The 16,142-nt window shown below is 65.2% G+C and carries 15 protein-coding genes; 3 read left to right on the top strand and 12 right to left on the bottom strand.

What is annotated here, in order from left to right; all coding sequences use genetic code 11:
• Nucleotides 1–13 precede the first annotated feature (13 nt).
• From argH to AACH32_RS09895, 8 genes are all read right to left on the bottom strand, one after another.
• Nucleotides 14–1,417 (bottom strand): argininosuccinate lyase, encoded by a 1,404-nt coding sequence (argH, locus tag AACH32_RS09930; RefSeq protein ID WP_338606621.1) that lies wholly within the window; start codon nt 1,415–1,417, stop codon nt 14–16.
• A 9-nt stretch (nt 1,418–1,426) separates the two neighbouring features.
• Nucleotides 1,427–2,641, bottom strand: a complete 1,215-nt coding sequence (locus AACH32_RS09925; RefSeq protein ID WP_338606620.1) for an argininosuccinate synthase — start codon at nt 2,639–2,641, stop codon at nt 1,427–1,429.
• Between the two features lie 5 nt (nt 2,642–2,646).
• Entirely contained in the window at nt 2,647–3,576 is a 930-nt protein-coding gene (gene argF / locus AACH32_RS09920; RefSeq protein ID WP_338606619.1) for an ornithine carbamoyltransferase, read from the bottom strand.
• Between the two features lie 48 nt (nt 3,577–3,624).
• The gene (locus tag AACH32_RS09915; RefSeq protein WP_338606618.1) at nt 3,625–4,806 is read right to left on the bottom strand and encodes an aspartate aminotransferase family protein; all 1,182 of its coding nucleotides are present in this window, start codon (nt 4,804–4,806) and stop codon (nt 3,625–3,627) included.
• A 115-nt stretch (nt 4,807–4,921) separates the two neighbouring features.
• Nucleotides 4,922–5,815, bottom strand: coding sequence for an acetylglutamate kinase (gene argB, locus AACH32_RS09910; RefSeq protein ID WP_338606617.1), 894 nt, complete (start codon nt 5,813–5,815; stop codon nt 4,922–4,924).
• Nucleotides 5,816–5,825: 10 nt separating this feature from the next.
• Nucleotides 5,826–7,193 carry an ATP-dependent protease ATPase subunit HslU gene (gene hslU / locus AACH32_RS09905; RefSeq protein ID WP_338606616.1) on the bottom strand — a complete coding sequence of 456 codons (1,368 nt, stop codon included), beginning with the start codon at nt 7,191–7,193 and terminating at the stop codon, nt 5,826–5,828.
• Nucleotides 7,194–7,733 carry an ATP-dependent protease subunit HslV gene (gene hslV / locus AACH32_RS09900; RefSeq protein WP_338606615.1) on the bottom strand — a complete coding sequence of 180 codons (540 nt, stop codon included), beginning with the start codon at nt 7,731–7,733 and terminating at the stop codon, nt 7,194–7,196.
• Nucleotides 7,734–8,681 (bottom strand): tyrosine recombinase XerC, encoded by a 948-nt coding sequence (locus tag AACH32_RS09895; RefSeq protein ID WP_338606614.1) that lies wholly within the window; start codon nt 8,679–8,681, stop codon nt 7,734–7,736.
• Nucleotides 8,682–8,945: 264 nt separating this feature from the next.
• On the opposite strand from AACH32_RS09895, the gene fusA reads away from it, so the two are divergent.
• The 3 genes from fusA to AACH32_RS09880 are packed head-to-tail and all read left to right on the top strand — an operon-like array spanning nt 8,946 to nt 11,993.
• Nucleotides 8,946–11,039, top strand: coding sequence for an elongation factor G (gene fusA, locus AACH32_RS09890; protein WP_338606613.1), 2,094 nt, complete (start codon nt 8,946–8,948; stop codon nt 11,037–11,039).
• Nucleotides 10,960–11,535, top strand: a complete 576-nt coding sequence (locus tag AACH32_RS09885; protein WP_338606657.1) for a MogA/MoaB family molybdenum cofactor biosynthesis protein — start codon at nt 10,960–10,962, stop codon at nt 11,533–11,535. Before fusA ends, AACH32_RS09885 begins: the two co-directional genes overlap by 80 nt.
• A 5-nt stretch (nt 11,536–11,540) precedes the next feature.
• On the top strand, nt 11,541–11,993 hold the full coding sequence (locus AACH32_RS09880; protein ID WP_338606612.1) for a PPC domain-containing DNA-binding protein: 453 nt from the start codon (nt 11,541–11,543) through the stop codon (nt 11,991–11,993).
• Between the two features lie 25 nt (nt 11,994–12,018).
• Here the strand turns inward: AACH32_RS09880 and AACH32_RS09875 are convergent, their stop codons facing one another.
• The 4 genes from AACH32_RS09875 to AACH32_RS09860 are packed head-to-tail and all read right to left on the bottom strand — an operon-like array spanning nt 12,019 to nt 16,128.
• Nucleotides 12,019–12,465 carry a Mut7-C RNAse domain-containing protein gene (locus AACH32_RS09875; protein WP_338606611.1) on the bottom strand — a complete coding sequence of 149 codons (447 nt, stop codon included), beginning with the start codon at nt 12,463–12,465 and terminating at the stop codon, nt 12,019–12,021.
• 8 nt (nt 12,466–12,473) lie between these two features.
• Nucleotides 12,474–13,277 carry a LolA family protein gene (locus AACH32_RS09870; protein WP_338606610.1) on the bottom strand — a complete coding sequence of 268 codons (804 nt, stop codon included), beginning with the start codon at nt 13,275–13,277 and terminating at the stop codon, nt 12,474–12,476.
• Between the two features lie 15 nt (nt 13,278–13,292).
• Nucleotides 13,293–15,068, bottom strand: a complete 1,776-nt coding sequence (locus AACH32_RS09865) for a tetratricopeptide repeat protein (protein WP_338606609.1) — start codon at nt 15,066–15,068, stop codon at nt 13,293–13,295.
• A gap of 16 nt (nt 15,069–15,084) precedes the next feature.
• Complete coding sequence (locus AACH32_RS09860) at nt 15,085–16,128, bottom strand: sigma-70 family RNA polymerase sigma factor (protein ID WP_338606608.1); 1,044 nt, start codon at nt 16,126–16,128, stop codon at nt 15,085–15,087.
• Between the last annotated feature and the right edge of the window lie 14 nt (nt 16,129–16,142).

Raw genomic sequence — 16,142 nt, 5'->3', positions numbered from 1 at the left:
ACTGCTCTAAGCCTTATGGCCATAACCGCTTCCTCGCCTCCTTGAGGGCTGCTTCAACGTTTTGCCTGGCAGTGCCGCCAGGAGAGATCCTGCGGTCCACCGCCCGGCCGGGGTCCAAGGCTTGTTTTAACCCGTCATCCAGCTCAACCTCAAGCCCTTCGCACAAACGTGCGTGATCTTCGCCGCTTAGCTCTTCCAGAGTACACACGCGTTCCTCGGCCAAGCGCACCGCCTTGCCCGAAACCTCGTGGGCCACCCTAAAGGGCACCCCCCTGGCGGCCAGGTAGTCGGCCAGCTCGGTGGCGTTCAAGAAGCCGTGGTGCACCGCCAGCTCCATGCGTTCGGCGTGCACGTGCATGGTCTCGACCATGGGGGCCATGACCAGCAGGCTGTCCAGGACGGTGTCAAAAGCGTCGAACACCGGCTCCTTGTCCTCCTGCAGGTCCTTGTTGTAGGCCAAGGGCAGGCCCTTGAGCACGGTGAGCAGGCTGATCAAGTCGCCCAGCACCCGTCCGGTCTTGCCCCGCACCAGCTCGGCGGCGTCGGGGTTTTTCTTTTGGGGCATGATGGAGCTGCCGGTGGCAAAGGCGTCACTCAGGGAGATGAAGCCGAACTCCATGGAAGACCACAGCACCAACTCTTCGGCCATGCGGCTCAGATGCACCTGGATCAGGCCCAGGGCAAAGAGGAACTCGGCCGCGAAGTCACGGTCGCTCACCGCGTCCAGGGAGTTGGCGAACACCCCGCCAAAGCCCAACTCGTCGGCCACCGAGGCCGGGTCCAGGGCAAAGCTGGTGCCCGCCAGGGCCGCGGCCCCCAGGGGCAACACCGCGGCACGCCCCAGGCAGTCGGCCAGCCGGGCCCGGTCGCGCCAGGCCATCTCCACGTAGGCCAAAAGGTGGTGGGACAAGAGCACCGGCTGGGCCCGCTGCAAGTGGGTGTAGCCGGGCATGATCACCCCGAGGTGCTCCTCGGCCCGGTTCACCAGGGCGCGCTGAAAATTAAGCAAGGCCCCGTCGATCTCCCGGCAGGCGTCCATGACCCACAGGCGCAGATCGGTGGCCACCTGATCGTTGCGCGAGCGGGCGGTGTGCAGCCGCCCGGCCGCCTCGCCGATCAGCTCCTTGAGGCGCATCTCAACGTGAGTGTGGATGTCCTCCAAGGACTCGGACCACTGCATCTGCCCCGCCTCGATCTCCGCCCTTACCTGCTCCAGGCCGGCGATGATCTTCTTGGCGTCGTCGGCCGTGAGGATGCCCTGGCGGGCCAGCATGGCCGCGTGGGCTTGGGAGCCCCGGATATCCTGGAGGTAGAGGCGCTTGTCCACCGAGATGGAGGCGTTGATGCGCTCCATGGTCTGGCTGGGGCCTTCGGCGAAGCGCCCTCCCCAGAGCCTTTTGGCCTTGCTCTCGTCCATGCGGCGCGGTTAGCCCTTCTTGGCCTGGTCCAAGGCGTGGCGGATGCGCAGCCTGAGGCCGTTGAGCCTGATGAAGCCGGTGGCGTCGGATTGGTCGTAGACCGTGTCCGCCTCAAAGGTGGCGATGTCCGGCCGGTACAGACTGTGGGGCGAACGCCGACCCAAGACGGTGATGTTGCCCTTGTACAGTTGCAGGCGCACCTCGCCGCACACCGGCTCCTGGGCCTTGTCCATCATGCCCTGGAGCATGGTCATCTCCGGGCTGAACCAGTAGCCGTAGTAGATCAGTTCGCTGTAGTGGGGCAGCAGGCCGTCGCGGATGCGCAGCACCTCGCGGTCCAGGCACAGGGTCTCCAGGGCCAGGTGCGCGGCGCGCATGATGGTGCCGCCGGGAGTCTCGTAGACCCCGCGGCTCTTCATGCCCACGTAGCGGTTCTCCACCATGTCCACCCGGCCGATGCCGTGCTTGCCGCCCAGTTGGTTGAGCCGGGCCAGCAGGTTGGCGGGGGAGAGCTTCTCGCCGTCGATGGCCACCGGGTCGCCCTTGTGGAACTCCAGGGTCAGCTCCTCTGGATGGTCCGGGGCGTTCTGGGGGCTGACGCTCAGGACGAACATGTCCTCGGGCGGCGCGGCCCAGGGGTCTTCCAGAACGCCGCCCTCAAAGGAGATGTGCAGGAGGTTGCGGTCGCTGCTGTAGGGCTTGGCCTTGGTCACCGGCACGGGGATGCCGTTTTTCTTGGCGTAGGCCACCAGGGCCTCGCGGGAATTCATGTCCCACTCGCGCCAGGGGGCGATGATGGCCAGGTCCGGGGCCAGCGCCTGGTAGCCCAGCTCGAAGCGCACCTGGTCGTTGCCCTTGCCGGTGGCCCCGTGGCTCACCGAGTCGGCCCCGGTCTGGCGGGCGGCGGCAACCTGGCCCTTGGCGATCACCGGGCGGGCCAGGCTGGTGCCCAGCAGATATTGGGTCTCATAGACGGCTCCGGCCCGGAAGGCGGGGAACACGTAGTCGCGCACGAACTCTTCCTTGAGGTCGTCCACGATCACCTGGCAGGCGCCGGTGTCCAGGCCCTTTTGGCGGGCCTCTTCCAGCTCCTCGCCCTGCCCCAGGTCGGCCACGTAGGCCACCACTTCGCAGTCATAGGTCTCCATGAGCCACTTGAGGATGATGGAGGTGTCCAAGCCGCCGGAATAGGCCAGCACGACCTTTTTTATGTCTTTTTTCATGATCTTCAACTCACTTGCGGAGCCAGGAGGGCTTCCATGATGGCTTTTTGCATGTGCAGGCGGTTTTCCGCCTGGTCCCAGACCACCGATTGGGGGCCTTCCATGACTTCTTCGCTGATTTCCTCGCCCCGGTGGGCGGGTAGACAATGTAGCACAATGGCCTTGGGATCGGCCAGGGACATCAGTTGCGCGTCCAGGGTGTAGCCGGCAAAGGCCTGGAGCCGGGCCCCGGCCTCGGCCTCCTGGCCCATGGAGGCCCACACGTCGGTGTTGATCACCTGGGCCCCGGCGATGGCCTCGCGGGGGTCGTGGGTCAAGGTGATCTCGGCCCCCCGCTCGCGAGCGTGGGCCACGATGCCCGCATCGGGCATGAAGTTCGGCGGGCAGGCCAAGCGCAGGTTGAGCTTCAGGGCGGCGGCGGCCTCCAGCCAGGAGTGGGCCATGTTGTTGCCGTCGCCCAGCCAGGCGTAGGCGATCCCCTCCAGGCGCCCCAGGTGCTCGCTCACGGTCAAGAGGTCGCTCAAGACCTGGCAGGGATGGTACAGGTCGGTGAGCGCGTTGATCACCGGCACGCTGCCCCACTGGGCCAGGTCCTCTACCACGCTTTGGCCAAAGGTGCGCACCACCATGGCGTCCACGTAGCGGCTCATGACCCTGGCGGTATCCTTGAGGGGCTCGTCGCGGCCCAGTTGGCTATCGCGCGAGGTCATGAACAGAGCCTTGCCGCCCAACTGGGTAACGCCCACCTCGAAAGACACCCGAGTGCGGGTGGAGGGCTTGTCAAAGATCAGAGCCACGCTCTTGCCCCGCAGGGGCTGGGGATGCTCCGGGCTGCCCAAGGAGGCCTTGAGTTCCGCGGCCCGCCGCACCAACTCGCGCACCTCTTCGGGATTCAAGTCTCTAATCGTCAGTAGATGTCTGGTGTTAAGTTGCATCCTTAATACCGATTTTAGTTTAGTTCAGTAGTACGGCCAAATCGCCGGCTAAATCTCGGCCAGGGCCTGATCCAGGGCGGCCACAAGCCCGTCGATGTCGCCCTGGGTCACCACCAGGGGCGGGGCGAAACGGATGACGGTATCCTGGGCGGCTCCCACAATGTAGCCCATTTCCCGGAGCCGGACCACCAAGGGGCCGGCCGCCATGTTGAGGGCCAGGCCCAACAAGAGGCCCAGGCCGCGCACCTGGGTCACCACCTTGGGGTACTTGGCGGCCAGGCCTTCCAGTTGCGCCTTGAAGTAATAGCCGGTGGCCTCGGCGTGCTCCACCAGCCCGCCGTTGACCAGGTTTTCGAGCACCACCCCGGCGGCGGCCATGACCACGGGTCCGGCCCCAAAGGTGGTGGCATGGGAACCGGGTCCGAACATCTCGGCCGCCTCGACGTCGGCCAACACCGCCCCGGCCGGCAGGCCGTTGGCCAGGGCCTTGGCCAGGGTCATCACGTGGGGCTTGACCCCGAAGTGCTCGTGGGCGAACAGCTTGCCGGTGCGGCCCAGGCCGGTCTGCACCTCGTCGAACATGAGCAGGGCCCCGTGGCTGTCGCACAGCTCGCGCAGGCCGGGCAGGTAGCCGTCGGGCGGCACCACCACCCCGCCCTCGCCCAGCACCGGCTCCACCAGCACCGCGCACACGTTGTCGTCCCACACGGCCTTCACCGCTTCCAGGTCGCCGTAGGGCACGTGCTTGAAACGGGGCACCAGCGGGTCGTAGCCCTTTTGGATCTTGTCCTGGCCCGTGGCCGAAAGAGTGCCCAAGGTCCGGCCGTGGAAGGAGCGCTCCATGGTGATGATGGTGAAGGCGCCCTTCATCTTGTTCTTGCCCCACAGGCGGGCCAGCTTGAGGGCTCCCTCGTTGGCCTCGGCCCCGGAGTTGCAGAAGAACACCTTGTCGGCAAAGGAGTTCTCCACCAAAAGCTCGGCCACCCTGGCCTGGGGCTCGGTGTAGTAGAGGTTGCTCACGTGCACCAAGCGGGCCGCCTGCTCGCAGACGGCCTCGGTCACTTCGGGGTGGGCGTGGCCCAGGTTGACCACCGCGATGCCCGCCAAAAAGTCGGTGTACTGGTTGCCCTGGGAATCCCAGAGCTGGGTGCCCTGGCCCTGCACAAAAGTGATGGGGGCCCTACCATAGGTGTTCATTACGTATTTATCGACTAGCGTTGCCGCGTCCATTTCCATGGCTCCTTAGCTGAAAGAAAAGAAATTATGCGCATTCCAGGTTCGCGGCTTTATCGTCGTTTCCCGTGCATCAAATACATTTTCTTCTCGCCCCTCCAGTTCCCGCCGATCAACGGGCGCTGAACACCGTGCCCACCCCTTGGTCGGTGAACACCTCCAAGAGCAGGGCGTTGGGCACCCGCCCGTCGATGATGTGGGCCCGCTCCACCCCGGCCTCCAGGGCGTCCAGGCAGCAGCCCACCTTGGGGATCATGCCTCCGGCGATGACCCCGCTCTGTTTGAGCTCCTCGGCCTTGGCCGCGGTCAGCGAGCTGATCAGCTTGCCCTCGCCGTCCAGCACCCCCGGAGTGTCGGTCATCATGATCAGCTTGGCCACCCTCAGGCGGCTGGCCACCGCCGCGGCCACCAGGTCGGCGTTGATGTTGAACGACTCGCCCTGGGGCCCCACCCCCACCGGGGCGATCACCGGGATGAAGTTGCCGTGCTCCAGGGCGTGCAGCACCTGGGCGTCCACCGCCTCCACCTGGCCCACCAGGCCCAGGTCGATGATCTCGGGCGGCTGGTCGGCGGCGAGTCCCTTGCGGGTCATCTGCATCTTGCCGGCCTTGATCAGCCCGCCGTCGTGGCCGTTGAGTCCCACGGCCCGGCCGCCGTGCTTGTTGATCAGCCCCACGATGGAGGCGTTGACCTGGCCCACCAGGACCATCTGCACCACGTCCATGACCTCGGGGCTGGTGACCCGCATGCCGTCGATGAACTCGCAGGCGATGTTGAGCCGCTTGAGCAGATCGCCGATCTGGGGGCCGCCGCCGTGCACCACCACCGGGTAGATGCCCACCGCCCGGAGGAGGATCACGTTCAGGGCGAAGCTCTCCTTGAGGTCCTCGTCCACCATGGCGTGGCCGCCGTATTTGACCACCACCGTCTGCCCGGCGAAACGCCTTATATAGGGCAGCGCCTCGATGAGGGTCTGGGCGGTTATTTTCGGATCGATGGAAGCCATGCTTTCCTTCCTACAGGATATAACGGCTCAGGTCCCGATCGGTGCTTATCTCGGACAGGCGCTGTTGCACGTAGTCCGCGTCGATCTTCAGGGTCACTCCTTCCATGCCCGGAGCCTCGAAGGAGACCTCTTCCAGCAGGCGCTCCATCACCGTGTGCAAGCGGCGCGCCCCGATGTTCTCGGTGGCCTGGTTCACCTGGCTGGCGATCTCGGCCAGCTCCCGGATGGCCTCGGGGGTGAAGTCCAGGGTCAGGCCCTCGGTCTTCATCAACTCCTCGTACTGGCGGATCAGGGCGTTCTCCGGCTCGGTGAGGATGCGCACGAAGTCGTCGGCGCTCAGCGCCTGCAACTCCACCCGGATGGGAAAGCGCCCCTGCAGCTCGGGCACCAGGTCGCTGGGCTTGGACACGTGGAAGGCCCCGGCGGCGATGAACAAGATATGGTCGGTCTTGATCATGCCGTACTTGGTGGTCACCGTGGAGCCCTCCACCAGGGGCAATAGATCGCGCTGCACGCCTTCGCGGCTCACGTCCGGGCCGTGCCCGGTCTCCCGGCCCGCGATTTTGTCGATCTCGTCCAGGAAGATGATGCCCTCCTGCTCCACCTTGGACATGGCCTCGCTCACCACCCGGTCCATGTCGATGAGCCGCCCGGCTTCCTCGTTGGTCAGGATCTCCAGGGCCTCGGGCACCTTGACCTTGCGGCGCTTGGTCTGCTGGGGGAACATGCCGCCCAGCATGTCCTTGAGGTTCATGCCCATCTCTTCCATGCCCCCGGCCGAGAAAATCTCCACCATGGGCGTGGGCCCCTGGGACTGCACCTCCAGGTCCACGTAGCGCTCGTTGAGCTTTCCCTCGTGCAGCAGGCGGCGCAGCTTGCTGCGGGTGGGGTTGAGGTCCTCCCCGGCCCGCACCACCTCCAGGTGGCCCGCGTCTTCCTCGTCCTTTTCGTCGCCCGCCCGGCGCGGCGGCAGCAGGATGTCCAGCAGACGCTCCTCGGCCAGCTCTCTAGCCTTGGCCCGCACCGTCTCGTGCTCGGCCGCCTTGACCATGTTGATGGCCAGCTCGGTGAGGTCGCGGATCATGGACTCCACGTCGCGGCCCACGTAGCCCACCTCGGTGAACTTGCTGGCCTCCACCTTGAGGAACGGCGCGTCGGCCAGGCGGGCCAGGCGCCGGGCTATCTCGGTCTTGCCCACCCCGGTGGGCCCGATCATGATGATGTTCTTGGGCGCTATCTCGTCGCGCAGGTGCTCGGGCACCTGGCGGCGGCGCCAGCGGTTGCGGAGGGCAATGGCCACGCAGCGCTTGGCGTCGTGTTGGCCGATGACGTACTTGTCCAGCTCGGCCACGGTCTCTCTGGGAGTCAGGGTTGCCATTTATAGGCTCTCCACCCTTATCTGGTGGTTGGTGTAAATGCAGATGTCGCCGGCAATGTCCAGCGCCTCGCGGGCGATGGCCTCGGCGTCCATGTCGGTATTCTTTACCAAGGCCCGCGCCGCCGCCAGGGCGAAGGGCCCGCCCGAGCCGATGGCCGCGATGCCCTCCTCCGGGTCGATGACGTCGCCCGAACCGGAGATGATCAAGAGCTTGTCCTTGTCCGCGGCCAACAGCAGGGCTTCGAGCTGGCGCAGGGCCTTGTCGGTGCGCCAGTCCTTGGCCAACTCCACCGCCGCCCGGGTCAGGTTGCCGGCATAGGCCTCCAGCTTGCTCTCCAGGCGCTCGAACAGGGTGAAGGCGTCGGCCGTGGCCCCGGCGAACCCGGCCAGCACCTGGTCGTGATACAACCGCCGCAGCTTGTTGGCGGTGGCCTTCATCACGGTGTTGCCCAAGGTCACCTGCCCGTCGGCGGCCATGACCACCCCGCCGGCGTGCCGAAGGGCCAATACCGTGGTGCCGCGCATCTGGGGAGTGGACATTTATTTATCCTCCTCGCCCTCGGTCTCGTGGGCCCGGGGGTGGGCCTGGTCATAGACCTTGAGCAGGTGGTCCACCGTGAGGTGGGTGTATTTCTGGGTGGTGCTGAGGCTCTTGTGCCCCAGCATCTCCTGCACCGAGCGAAGGTCCGCCCCGCCCTCCAAGAGGTGGGTGGCCATGGCATGGCGCAGGGCGTGCGGGCTGAGCCTGCGTCCCGCGCTGAGCTCGCCCGCGAAACGGGCCACCAGGCGCTGCACGCTGCGCTGGGTGATGCGCCCGCCCTTTTGGTTCAAGAACAGCGCCTCCTGCTCCCCATCCTTGGGAGCCAACTCGCTGCGGGCGGCCAGGTAGCCCTTGAGGGCTTCAGCCGCCCCGGCGCCCACCGGCACCCAGCGCTCCCGGCCCCCCTTGCCCTCCACCACCCGGGCCAGGCCCAGGTCGAGGCGCAGGTGGCCCAGGTCCAGGCCGGTAAGCTCGCTTACCCGCAGACCGCTGGAGTACATCAGCTCCAGCATGGCCAGGTCCCTGAGCGCCGCCGCCCGCTTGGGGCCCAAAAGCGCCTTGGCGCGCATTTGGCGGGCCGGGCCCTCCACCAGGTGAAAGGCCTCGTCCACGCTAAGCCGCGGGGGCAGATGGTGCCCCTGGCGGGGAGGTTTAACCTGCCGCGCCGGGTTGGCCGCGATTTCCCCCTGGCGCAGGAGGAAATCGAAAAACTTCCTGAGGCTCATGAGCTTGCGGGCCATGGTGGAGCGCTGCTTGGTCTTGAGCCCCTGGGCCATCCAGGCCAAGAGGTCGGTTTCGCCCACCGAGGGCCAGTCCCAACCGGGGCGATAGCCGTCCAAAAACGCCGCGAATTCCACCACGTCGCGCCGGTAGGCCGCGCTGGTCAGCGCGGCGGAACCCGCGCCTTCGGCCAGGTAGCCTTCAAAGGCTTTCAGCCACTTTTCCACCGCGCCCTACGCTCGCCTCCTCTTGCCGCCCAGGGCCTCTAAGCGCTTGGGCTGCAATATGAAAAACAATATCATATCGCTCCGGGTGGGGGAATCAAGTGCAAAGAAAATTTACGTCGCCACATGGCCGGGAGGGGGCACATAACAAAATAGTTGGGCGCTATCCAAGCTAAGACTTGACTATCGTGTGGGGCTTGGTTAATTTTGGCCGTTACATTCCGTTTTTACCGGCATAGTTACCTCTTGCAGCTTTTAGGAGCCGACATGAGCATCGACAAGATCAAAGCAACCCGCACCGTCGCCATCGTAGGGCACGGCGGTGGGGGCAAGACCTCCTTGGCCGAGGCCATGCTCTTCAACGCCAAGGCCACCGACCGCCTGGGCAAGGTGGACGAAGGCACCACCACCCTGGACTGGGAGCCCGAAGAGGCCAAGCGCGGAGGCAGCATCAGCGCCTCCTTCGGCCACTACGGCTTCAACAAGTTCACCGTGAACTTCGTGGACGCCCCCGGCGACGACAACTTCCTCTCCGACGCCGCCGCCGCTCTCCGGGCCGTGGACGGCGTGGTCATGGTGGCCGACGCCATAGACGGAGTGAAGGTGCAGGGTGAAAAGGTCTGGCAGTTCGTGGACAAGGCCGGTTTGCCCGCCCTGGTGGTGGTCAACAAGATGGACCGTGAGCGGGCGGACTTTGACGCCGCGGTGAACATGATCCCCGACATGCTGGGCATCAAGGCCATCAAGCTGCAAATTCCCATGGGCGCCGCCGATAGCTTCACCGGCGTAGTGGATTTGTTGGCCAACAAGGCCTACACCTTTGCCGCCGACGGCTCGGGCAAGATGACCACCGGCGAGGTGCCGGACGATTTCGCCGACGCGGTGGAAGCCGCCCGCGAGACGCTCATCGAAGACATCGCCGAGGCCGACGACACCCTCATGGAGCGTTACCTGGAGGGCGAGGAGCTCAGCGCCGACGACCTGGCCAAGGGCCTGGCCAAGGGCGTGGCCGATCGCCTGTTCCTGCCCGTGGCCGCCACCGCCGCCCTGAAGAACATGGGCGTGCAGCCGGTGATGGACCTGATCAACCGTCTGCTGCCCTCCCCCATCACTCGGGGAGCCGTGGCCGGCATCAACCCCAAGGACGGCAGCGAGACCTCCTGCCAGCCCGATCCCGCCGCGCCCTTCGCGGGCCTGGTGTTCAAGACCGTGGCCGATCCCTTTGCCGGCCGCCTGAGCATGGTGCGGATTTTCGCGGGCACCCTCAGCTCGGACATGCAGCTGATCAACCCCAACCGCGACGCCAAGGAGCGCTTCGGCCAGCTCTACCTACAGACCGGCAAGACCCAAAAGACGGTATCCGAGGCCCTGCCCGGCGACATCGTGGCCATTCCCAAGCTCAAGGAAACCCGCACCGGCGACACCCTCTACGCCGCCGGGGCCAACATCCAGTTCGAGACCATCGAACCCCTGCCCGCGGTCATTTCCTACGCCATCGAGGCCAAGGAAAAGGGCGACGAGGAAAAGGTCTTCGCGGGCATCAACCGGCTCTTGGAAGAGGACCCCACCCTGCGCCTGGACCGCGACCCCCAGACCAACGAGGCTCTGCTTTCGGGCATGGGCTCGGTGCACATCGAGACCACCCTGGACCGCCTGAAGCGCAAGTTCGGCGTGGAGGTGAACCTCAAGACCCCCAAGGTGCCCTACCGCGAGACCATCAAGGGCTCGATCAGGGTGCAGGGGCGCTACAAGAAGCAGACCGGCGGCCGGGGCCAGTTCGGCGACACCTGGCTGGAGATCAGCCCCTCGGACAACCCCGGCGAAGGTTACGTGTTCGTGGACGAGATCGTGGGCGGTTCCATTCCCCGCCAATACATCCCGGCGGTGGAAAAGGGCATCGGCGAAGCCCTGCTGGGCGGCGTGTTGGCAGGCTATCCCATGGTGGACGTGAAGGTGCGCCTGGTGGACGGCTCCTTCCACCCGGTGGACAGCTCGGAAATGGCCTTCAAGGTGGCCGGTTCCATGGGCTTCAAAAAGGGCGCGGCCCAGTGCAAGCCCACCCTGCTGGAGCCGATCATGCTGCTGACCGTGACCGTGCCCGAGGACGCCATGGGCGACGTCATGGGCGACATCAGCTCCCGGCGCGGCCGGGTGTTGGGCATGGACTCCAAGGGCAGCCTGCAGGTGATCAGCGCCCATGTGCCCATGTCCGAGCTGCTGACCTACCAGCCCGAGCTCACCTCCATGACCGGCGGCCGCGGGGCCTTCACCATGGAGCTGGATCACTACGAGGAAGTGCCCGGCGACGTGCAGGCCAAGATCGTGGAGGCCTACCAGCAAGCCAAGGAGGAAGGCAATTAGGCACCAAGCCGCCATCCTGACCATCAGCGACAAGGCCGCGCAGGGCCGGCGGGAAGATCTCGCCGGCCCCGCGCTTCGTGACGCCCTGGCCGCCTGGGAAATAGACACCGTGGTCAGCGAGACGGTGCCAGACGAGCCCGAGCAGATCGTGGCCGCGCTCAAGCGTTTTGCCGACCAAATGCGCCTCGCGCTGGTGCTCACCAGCGGAGGCACGGGCCTGAGCCCTCGGGACAACACCCCCGAGGCCACCGCCCAGGTCATCGAGCGCCCGGTCCCCGGCATCGCCGAGGTCATGCGGGCCGAGGGCCTCAAGCACACCCGTCACGCCATGCTCTCGCGAGGCCTGGCCGGGGTGCGCGGGGCCACCCTCATCATCAACCTGCCGGGCTCTCCCCGGGGCGCCCTGGAAAACCTGGAGGCGGTCCTGCCCGCCCTGCCCCACGCCCTGGACAAGCTCTGCGGCGACCAGAGCGACTGCGCCCGGCCCCTGGATTAGACATCATGAAATACAGCGAAGCCAAACTTGGCCGGGTGTTCCTGGTCACCATCGAGGACGGCGAGCGCCTGCCCGACGCCGTGGAAAAATTCGCCCTGGAGCAGAAGCTCACCCATGGGGTGGTGTTCATGCTGGGAGCCCTGCAAAACGGCGAGCTGGTGGCCGGGCCCGACGACCCCAAGGCCAACCCGGTGACCATCCTGACCACCCTGGTGGAGCGGCCCAACGACGCCATGGTCATGGGCACCATCTTCCCGGACGAGGCGGGACACCCGGTGGTGCACCTGCACGGCGCCATGGCCACCGGCGAGCGGGTGAGCATGGGCTGCCTGCGCCTGGGGGTGCACGTGTGGGAGGTGGCCGAGGTGGTGGTCATGGAGCTGGCCGGCCTCAAGGCGGTGCGCCGCTTCGACCCCGAGGTGGGCTTCAGCCGTTTGGTGCCAGACCCGGAAGGCTAGACCGGCCAGACAACCCGAGACAAGCCTATTGCCCTGGCGCGCTGCCGTGGAGTTTGTCCATGATGGCCGTCAGGCGTTGTTTTGCCCGCTGGCCGTGGCTGCCCGGCCAGAACACCTTGCCGCACTGGGGGCAATGGGTGAATCCCTCCGCCGTGTCCAGAATATAGTCCGGCACCCTACCGGAGGCATCCTCGCGGGCCAGCAGCTCCACCGACACATTGCAATCCAAACAGCGGGTGAAAAAGCGGGCCGGGTCCGGGGCCAACTCCAACTCGGCGAGTACCTGCCCCAGCTGGTCTTCCAGGCGGTCACGGCTGATGAACAGCACCCCCGGCCTGCCCCGCCAGGCCTGGCGGCGGGTTAGCAGAAACTGGCCGGGCGGGGCCTGGGCGGGGATTCGTTTGAGCAGGGGGGCGTCGTAGCCCATGAGGCGCAGCCAGCGGGCCAAACGGCCCAACATGCTATCGCACACGAGGCGGGTCACCTCAGCTCCACCACCTCAAGGCCGGGCGGCACCGCCACCTGGAACAGGGAGGCGTCCACTTTTTGGTTGAGCTTCATCTCGTGGCTTATCAACAGCAAGCTGCGGTCCTGGCCGTCCGTGGCTTTGATCTGGGTGGGGTAGCGCGAGCCCAGGGCCTCTTGAAAGCGGTCAAAGGACATGTCCAGGTTGGGTCCGCGGTCCCGGCTTTCCAGCCAGGCCCGGCGTATCGCGTAATCCCCGGGATCAAAGACCACTCCCTCGGCCACCTGTCCGCCGGGCTCCACCAGGTGCAGCAAGGCCATGCCCTTTTCCGAGTCGCTAGGGATCACCTCGGCCTGGGCCGTGGAGGGCAACAAGGGCACCGAGCCGGTCAACAGCGCATATATCTCGCTCGAAGACAAGGCCAGGCCCAGAAAACGCGCCAGGTTTTCCCGGCTGGCCCGGCCCATGTAGGCGCGGTTCTCCCGGTAGGAGAGCACGGCCATCTTCTGACCGTCGGTGATTACCCTGAGCAGGGGCTGCCCAAAGGGGCCCATTATCTCGGCCCGGATGCGGTTTGGCGCCAGGCCCATGATCAAATGATCGCCGTTCAGGGTTCCCTGGGGTGCGGCCAGCTCCACCTCGCCGCTCAACACGAAAGAGGACACCGCCTGTTGGCGAGCCTGCAGGCGTGCGCGCACCTCTTGGGCCACGGGCAACAGGCTGGCGGTGGGGCCGCCGGGCAGGTGGACGCACGAGGTGAGGCCCAGCGCTAGGGCTGCCACCAGCAGCATGCAGCTTATGGCGCGCAGGCCCGGCATATCATGCAAGGTCTCTCACTGCGCGCCCTGGAGGCGCTCGGCCTCCTTGAGCTTGCCCCGCACCTTTTTGGGATCAAGGGGATTGCTGGCCAGGGACTGTTGATAAGCCTTGACCGCCTCCTGGTAGCGTTTCAGCTTCATGTAGGTATCGCCCAGGTGTTCGAAGATGACCGGGTCCGCAGTTCCGGCCGCCGTCGCCTGCTTCAAGTAATGCATGGCCTGAAGGTATTGCCCGCGCTGATAGTAAACCCAGCCAAGGCTGTCCATGATGAAAAATGCGTTGGGTTCCACGGCCAAGGCGCGTCGGATGTAGCTTTCCGCCTTGTCCAGGTCTTGGCCCTTTTCGGCCAAGGTGTAGCCCAGGTAGTTGAGCGCCCGTGCGTGGCGGTCGTCGATGCGCACCGCTTTTTCCATCTCCTCCATGGCCTGCTGGTGCTTGCCCTCTTTGTCCAAGACCACTCCCAGGCGGAAGTGGGCCTCGGCGTTGCCCGGCTCCAGGTGAAGCGCCTTTTGCAGCTCCGCCTCGGCCTTTACCATGTCCTTGCGCGATTCGGCCAAGGCGGCCACGGCCAGGTGTAGATCGGCCTCCTTGGGGAAGAGCTTCAGGGCTTCCTCCAAGACCTTGTCGGCTTCCTGGTCCTGTCCCAAGTCCAGCAAAATTTCCGTCTGCAACAGGCGGCTTTCCACATAGAACTCGGAGCTGGGCGGCACCTCCTCCAACACCTCCAGGGCCTGCTCCGGCTTGTTCAGCTCTTGCAGGGTCAGTCCCAGGTAATAACGGGCGCGGTACATTTTGGGGTCTTGTTTCAATATGGCCTGAAACTCTTCGGCCGCCTGGCCGTAGCGCTTCTGCTGCAGAAACACCATGCCTATCTTGACCCGCACCTCCGGATCGTCATGGCTCAGCCCTTTGAGGATGGCGAACTGGTTCAAGGCCTCCTGGTAGCGGCCCGAGCGCAGGTAAAGCCGCCCCAGCCGCTCGTGGGCCAGGGTGGATTCGGGATGGTTCTTCAGGATATCCCGGTACATGGCCTCGGCCTTGGCCATATCCCGTTGCAACTCGTAAAGACGGGCCAATTCGAATTGGGCCCCCTGGAACCGGGGGGAGAGTTCCAGCACCTGTTGAAAGCTTTTCTCGGCCGCGGCGTAGCGCTTCAACCCCACTTGGGCTTGGCCCAAATAATAATGGGCGGGCACCAATTCCGGTTGGATTTTCACCAGAGGGGTAAGGACCTTGGCCGCCAACTCGAAACGACGGTCCTCCAGGTACATGGTGCCCAAAAGCAGGCGGGCGTCCTCCTGCTCGGGATCAATGGCCAAAACCTTTTCATAGGCGCTTATGGCCCGTGACACTTCCTTGCGGTTGGAATAGATGCCCCCCAAGAGCAACCAGGCGTCGGCCAGATCGGGGCTCAGCTTCACCGCCTCGCGGGTTTCGGCCAGGGCCTGGTCCATCTGGTTGATGCGCACCAGCACTCGGGCCATCTCCAAGTGGAGATAGCCGCTGGAGGGGTCGGCCTGCTGGGCCTCGCGCAGGTATTTAAGTGCCGCCACGTGGTCGCCGTTGCGCAGACTCACCTGGGCTTGGGCATAGAGCGTCAGGGAGCGCAGGTTGTCCGACGGCGTTGCTGGGGCCTTGGTCGCGGGTGGCGCTTCCCCGGATGCCGCGGGCCTGGCCACCTGGGGAGACGCGGTCGCAGACACGGGGGCCCCGGCGCAAGCCGCCGAGGCCAAAAGAACCAGACCCAAAACCACAGCGTAAAGGGTTTGGCTTTTGGAACTGATGCTCATGAGCAAGGCCGACTCCTCAGTCGCCCTCGGACAGGCCGGCGAACTGTTCTTCAAAATTGGGGATGCGTTCACTGAGACGGTCCTTGAGCTTATCCATTAAGCGTACTTGCAATTGACGTATGCGCTCGCGACTGACCCCGTGTTCCTCACCCAGCTCGTTCAGGGTCATGGGGTTTTCCGCCAACAGACGGCGGTCCAATATGTCGCGCTCCTTTTCATCCAAAGTATCGCGCACGGCCATCAACTCGTCATGGAAAAGTTTTCTAAGTTCCTGGTTGACCAGCTCGTCCTCGGCATCGCTCTGCTCTTCGTCGGTCAAGAAATTCTGGTGCGCCTCTTCGGAGTCTTCGCGCACCGGCGCGTCAAGGCTGAGCTCCCAGCTGTCCAGGCGCTGGGACATGTCGATGACGTCCTTTTCCGATACTCCCAGGCGGGTGCTCAACAGTTTGGGGCCGGGGGTGATCCCCTGGGACTGAAGCTTTTCCTGCTCGCGGCGCAGGTTGTAGAAAAGCTTGCGCTGGGCCTGGGTGGTGCCCAGGCGGACCAGGCGCCAGTTGTCCATGATGAACTTGAGGATGTAGGCCTTGATCCAAAAGCTGGCGTAGTAGGAAAACTTGATGCCCCGGAAGGGGTCGTACTTTTGCACCGCCTGCATAAGGCCGATGTTGCCTTCCTGGATCAAGTCCAGGAGGTTGCGCATCCAGAACCGCTGGTGATCCATGGCGATCTTGACCACCAGGCGCAGGTTGCTGGTCACCAACTTGGCGGCCAGGGCCGGGTCGCCGCTGTCGTAATAGGCTTGGGTCAGCTCCTTTTCCTCTTCCCTGGTCAAAAGGGGATACTGGCGGGCTTCCCACAGGTAGCGCTGAAGGGGGTTGGTGATGGCCGGGGGGCCGCCGCCAGCCAGGGGCACCAGGCCGGGCTGCTCCTCTGTTTCATCTTCCGAGTCGCCTGGCTCGCCGGGAGAGCCGAACTCCAGATCGTCCTCTTCGAGCAGGTCTCCCCCCGCCCGGGGCGAATCGGTTTGTTCCTCGGGGTCCAGTATTTCCGGCTCCGTCACGCTTGTCGGAGCCT

The organism is Desulfoferula mesophila (genome assembly GCF_037076455.1).
GTDB classification, from domain to species: Bacteria; Desulfobacterota; Desulfarculia; order Desulfarculales; family Desulfarculaceae; genus Desulfoferula; species Desulfoferula mesophila.
Note: the sequence above shows the minus strand (reverse complement) of the source record. Positions and strands in the feature narration are given on the sequence as shown.